Raw genomic sequence first — 5,066 nt, forward strand, 5'->3', positions numbered from 1 at the left:
GCAGGTCGTGATAGATCGCCGCGTCTTGCGGCAGGTAACCGACTCGGCGGCGCAGCGGGGCGGACCCGGCCGGGTGCCCGAGCACCGTGACGCTGCCCGAGGTCACCACCTGCGTCCCCACGATGCAACGCATCAGGGTGCTCTTGCCGCACCCGGACGGGCCGAGCAGGCCGGTGATGGAGCCGCCGCCGATTTCCACCGAGAGCCCGTGCAATGCGGTGTGTTTGCCGCGGACCACCCGCAAGTTCTCGATGCTGACAGCTGCTTCGGAACCACCGGCTGCGAATTCATCACTCGATGAAGTCATCATGCGATGAATAGTGCGCCCTATGCGGACGCTCTGTCAAGGCCCAGGCAGAATCGGTCCGATGAGCGCCGAGCAACTTCTGGTTGACCCGGTCGAGGCCGCGCATCGACTGCTCGGCGCCACCCTCGTCAGCCGGGGCGTGCGCGCCGTCGTCGTCGAAGTGGAGGCCTACGGGGGAGTCCCCGACGGGCCGTGGCCGGATGCCGCGGCCCATTCCTATCGCGGCCGCAGTGGCCGTAACGCCGTCATGTTCGGACCTCCGGGGCGGCTCTACACCTACCGCAGCCATGGCATTCACGTCTGCGCCAACGTCTCCTGCGGGCCCGACGGCACCGCTGCGGCGGTATTGCTCAGGGCCTGCGCGATCGAGGACGGATTCGACGTGGCGCGGGCCCGGCGCGGGGATCTGGTTCGCACGGTCGCATTGGCCCGAGGTCCGGGTAATCTGTGCTCGGCACTGGGAATCACCATGGCAGACAATGGCATCGACGTCTTCGACCCAGCCAGCCCGGTGCGGTTGCAGCTGCACGAACCGCTGACGGCGACCGAGGGTCCCCGCGTTGGCGTCAGCCAAGCCGCCGACCGGCCGTGGCGCTTGTGGCTGACCGGGCGACCCGAGGTGTCGGCGTATCGCCGCAGCCCGCGGGCGCCCGCGCCGGGCGCCAGCGACTAAAGTCGTCGGCGATGTCTTCACAGTCTTCACCGATCCTGGACGAGTTGGCTTGGCGCGGATTGATCGCCCAGTCGACCGACTTGGACGCGTTGGCCGCCGAAACGCAGCGGGGCCCGATCACGGTGTACGCCGGGTTCGACCCGACCGCGGCGAGCCTGCACGCCGGACATTTGGTGCCATTGTTGGCCTTGCGCCGCTTCCAGCGCGCCGGGCACCGGCCAATAGTCCTCGCCGGCGGGGCGACCGGCATGATCGGTGACCCGCGCGAAGTGGGGGAGCGCAGCCTGCAAGACGTCGACATCGTCGCCGAATGGACCGATCGCATTCGCGGACAGTTGGAACGCTTCGTCGATTTCGACGATTCGCCGACCGGAGCGCTGGTCGAGAACAACCTCGAGTGGACACAAGCCATGTCCACCATCGAATTTCTCCGCGATCTTGGCAAGCACTTCTCGGTCAACGTCATGCTCGACCGCGACACCATCAGGCGCCGGCTCGAGGGCGAAGGCATTTCCTACACCGAGTTCAGCTACATGCTGCTGCAGGCCAATGATTTCGTGGAATTGCACCGGCGCCACGGCTGCGCGCTGCAGATCGGCGGTTCGGATCAGTGGGGCAACATCATCGCCGGGGTTCGTCTGGTACGCCAAAAGCTCGGAGCGACAGTGCATGCGCTTACGGTGCCGCTGGTGACCGCCGCCGACGGCACCAAGTTCGGCAAGTCCACGGGTGGCGGCAGCTTGTGGCTCGACCCCCAGATGACCAGCCCCTACGCCTGGTATCAATACTTCATCAACACCGCGGACGCCGATGTCATCCGCTACTTGCGGTGGTTCACCTTTCTGTCCGCCGACGAGCTGGCCGAGCTGGAACAGGCCACCGCCGAACGCCCGCAACAGCGGGCCGCGCAACGCCGGCTGGCCACCGAACTGACCGTGCTGGTGCACGGCGAAGCCGCCACCGAAGCGGTCGAACACGCCAGCCGGGCGTTGTTCGGCCGAGGTGAACTAGACCGGCTCGATGAAGCGACCTTGACCGCGGCGTTACGCGAAACCTCCGTCGCCGAACTGAAACCCGGCGCTCCAGACGGAATCGTCGATCTGCTGGTTGCCACCGGACTGTCCGCCGGGAAGGGCGCGGCTCGGCGCACTATCGGCGAGGGTGGCGTATCGGTCAACAATGTTCGCATCGAATCCGACGAATGGACCCCGCAGCCAAGCGATTTCCTGCACGGCCGCTGGTTGGTATTGCGCCGGGGCAAGCGGAATATCGCCGGCGTGGAACGGGTCGGTTAACCGCTACCCAGCACCCCAACCGCTATCGAGGGCAGTTGGTCGTCAGCGGCGGCCACGGCGAACAGCGTGGCCGCGGCGTAGAAGGCGTCTTCGCTCATCAGGCCGCGTCGAGCCAACTCGACCCGGTCAGCCGGGACTCCCCAGCGGGCGCCGAAGAGACGCTTGAGCTGTGTCGGATCGGGCCGATGCAGATTCAGATGCGGCTTCTGCCGGGCTAATTCGTCTCGTCTAGCCAACGCTCGGGCAGCCATGGTGCGCCATTCGGCCAGCCGCGGATCCTCGCGCAGCAGATGGAGGAAGTGTCGGGTGGCCGGCAGTGAGTGGGCGAAGAACAAGGTACGGGTGGTCAGCCGGGCCGACACCGCGACGGGGTCGTCGGTGAGTCCTTGGTTTTCCTCGGCCGTGAGCCAGTACGACCGGGCGGAGTCGGGGAAGCCGTCGCCGTTGATGATGCCGGTTGCCTGAGCGTAGCGGTGAGCCACAATCTCCAGAGCGCGTTGGTAGGTCTGCGAAGTGACGTCCTGGGTGGCGCGAGCGGCGCGGTCACGGACGCTGCCTTGATGGTCGGGATGGTCGTCGGGATGGTGTGCCCGCCAGTGCCAGGCGGCCACCTGTTCGAGGGCCGGCAGGTAGGCCCATCGATCGTTCGCGCACACGCTGAGAAACGAAAGTACGTTGGTATCAGTCACCTTCACCGATGTCTCGGCGGAGAGGTGCACCGGTGTCGACGGTGCCCAGCGTTGCCGCCAGCGCTCGGACCAAACGGTCGGCGGCGGACCGGGTCTGACCGCGACAGCGCGGGGGCCGCGCACCACCTCGTGCAGCGCGAGCACGGCGTCGGCGTGTTTGATGTCCACCCGCATCGAACGCAAATGCTCTGCCAGCGAACGGCTCTCGGACACTCCGGTCGCGTCGAGCAGGCGGTTCCACGTCCGCATGGTGAACGGTGTGACGCGCGCCGTCTCAATGAGCTGGTCAGCCATCGTCGCGGACAACACGCCGCAGGAGACCGCCCGTGCCACCGTTTGACGAATGTTGACCAGCGCATCGACGAAGACGGGATAGTCGTCTTCGGGATCACCGTGCACCATGCCGACCTCATCATCGGCCTCCAATAGCCCATCCCGGTAACCCTCGAAAACCCAGCCGTACCCTTCCATTCCGAACGGGTGCAGCTCGGCTGCCCGCAGCGCGCCCATGCTCGACGAGCCGACGACCCGCACGCCGTCGGCGATCAGAGTCAACAGTTCCTTGTGCCGCACCGATGCGTGCTGGAAGAACAAGCCGTCGACGATGAGCAGCGTGTCACCCGCGCGCAACCCGTAACCGAAGGCCTGACCAAACGAAATAGGCGGTGCTATTTCGGCTTCCGGCGCGATCGCGTGAATGTCGCCGGCGCTGATCGTCGGTCCCGCGGTGACGACGATCCGTCCGCGCGCGGTCATGCTTCCTGCAACGGGGTGCGCATGGGTGACTGGATGGACGCCGCCAGACCGGGGGCGATGGCTTTCACCACCGGTATGCAGGCGGCGGGGAAGTCGCACACCACGGCCAACGGCTCAGTCCCCGTTACGGCAGCGACGGCGGATGCGGCCGCCGCCAACAAATCGGGCAGGGAGTTGGTGTACTCGGTGTGCCACGGCGTCGGTGCCGCATCGGGCATCGACTGCATCGCCCGATTCGCCGGGGCGTAGGTGTGCATTCGGGCGAACCGCTGATAGATCGCGGTCGGCAGGTCTTCGCGAGCCCCGCTGATGGCGGTCAGGCGCGACTGCGCGGCTTCGGTGATCGCCCGTGACAGCGCCACGTTCGGGTCGTGGTGTAGCCCACTGCCGCTGAACGGAACTTGCATCATCGGCGAACTCAATTCGGCGGCAAAGCAATAGAATCCGTCCCATACGTCGATGCGGGCGATCTGCAGCGAGCTGCCCGCGGAGTGCACCAGGTCGAACAACTGCGCGCAGGTCGACTGCATCGCATCCTCGAGTGGCACACCGAACAACGTCGAACCCGCAGTGGCCGTGGCCATCGCATGGCGTTCCATGATCTCGTACAACGCATGCAAAGTGGCTTCGTGATAGCTGTTGCCTGACGCCAATCCCGTGGTGTCCATGCCGAACATCGGCGGGCCCCAGGCATCGCTGACCGATACGTTGACGACGGTGGCCAGCCACGGCACCCAGGTACGGCGGCCGGTGAGCAAGGTCGTCGCGATCATCCAGTCCAGCTTGGCGCCAGGATGGTAAAGGCTGCCCGCCGGCCGGTTGAGGGCTGCCGGGTCGTAGGTCAGTTCCGGACCGAGTTCCGTTGTGGCGGTGCGGGTTAAGTCCGCAGTGATGTTCTCGGCATGCCAGTTTTCCAACGATTCCATCACCGCCGAAACCTGGGCGGCGCGGTAAGTGGTGGCTTTGCCCTGGCTCACCGACAGTGTCAGCGAGGCGGGACGGACCGCCTGAACGGTGGGGATGCCGAGGTCGTCGAGCCAGGTCAGGTCGGCAACTCGGGTGATGCCGGCCGGTTGCAGCAGCGGCTGGATTGCCTGCCAAGTCATTTCCGGAGAGATGATGCGGTGCGTGCCGGTTTGGTGGTCGATCTTCAGTGGATCGGCGTGCCCGAGGATGCGTGCCGGCCACGGTGACCAATCCGGTCCTAGCTGGGCAGCGGTGCCGGCGCCAGGCAGTTCCGACATGGCTTCACGCTACTTAGGTGTTGGGCGAAGGATCCAGCGGGATCTCATCGGGGGGGGGGGGGCAGGGGGAACCGATGAGATCCCGCTGTGGTCTCCGGTGCA

5 protein-coding genes are annotated in these 5,066 nt (G+C 66.2%); 2 read left to right on the forward strand and 3 right to left on the reverse strand.

Annotation, left to right across the window (positions count from 1 at the left end):
- A partial coding sequence (locus tag A9W95_RS00685) for an ATP-binding cassette domain-containing protein (RefSeq protein ID WP_156745930.1) occupies positions 1-310 on the reverse strand: 310 nt, incomplete at its 3' end.
- 58 nt (positions 311-368) lie between these two features.
- On the opposite strand from A9W95_RS00685, the gene A9W95_RS00690 reads away from it, so the two are divergent.
- Together A9W95_RS00690 and tyrS are read left to right on the forward strand one after the other, a co-directional pair.
- The gene (locus A9W95_RS00690) at positions 369-980 is read left to right on the forward strand and encodes a DNA-3-methyladenine glycosylase (protein WP_067408725.1); all 612 of its coding nucleotides are present in this window, start codon (positions 369-371) and stop codon (positions 978-980) included.
- Positions 981-991: 11 nt separating this feature from the next.
- Positions 992-2,275, forward strand: coding sequence for a tyrosine--tRNA ligase (tyrS, locus tag A9W95_RS00695; protein WP_067408727.1), 1,284 nt, complete (start codon positions 992-994; stop codon positions 2,273-2,275).
- Here the strand turns inward: tyrS and A9W95_RS00700 are convergent.
- Positions 2,272-3,720 carry a TfuA-like protein gene (locus A9W95_RS00700; RefSeq protein ID WP_067408729.1) on the reverse strand — a complete coding sequence of 483 codons (1,449 nt, stop codon included), beginning with the start codon at positions 3,718-3,720 and terminating at the stop codon, positions 2,272-2,274. The genes tyrS and A9W95_RS00700 overlap by 4 nt on opposite strands.
- Positions 3,717-4,964, reverse strand: coding sequence for a YcaO-like family protein (locus tag A9W95_RS00705; RefSeq protein WP_067408732.1), 1,248 nt, complete (start codon positions 4,962-4,964; stop codon positions 3,717-3,719). The genes A9W95_RS00700 and A9W95_RS00705 overlap by 4 nt, the downstream gene beginning before the upstream one ends.
- Positions 4,965-5,066 lie beyond the last annotated feature (102 nt).

Origin of the sequence: Mycobacterium sp. 1423905.2 (genome assembly GCF_001673155.1) — a bacterium.
Lineage (GTDB): Bacteria > Actinomycetota > Actinomycetes > Mycobacteriales > Mycobacteriaceae > Mycobacterium.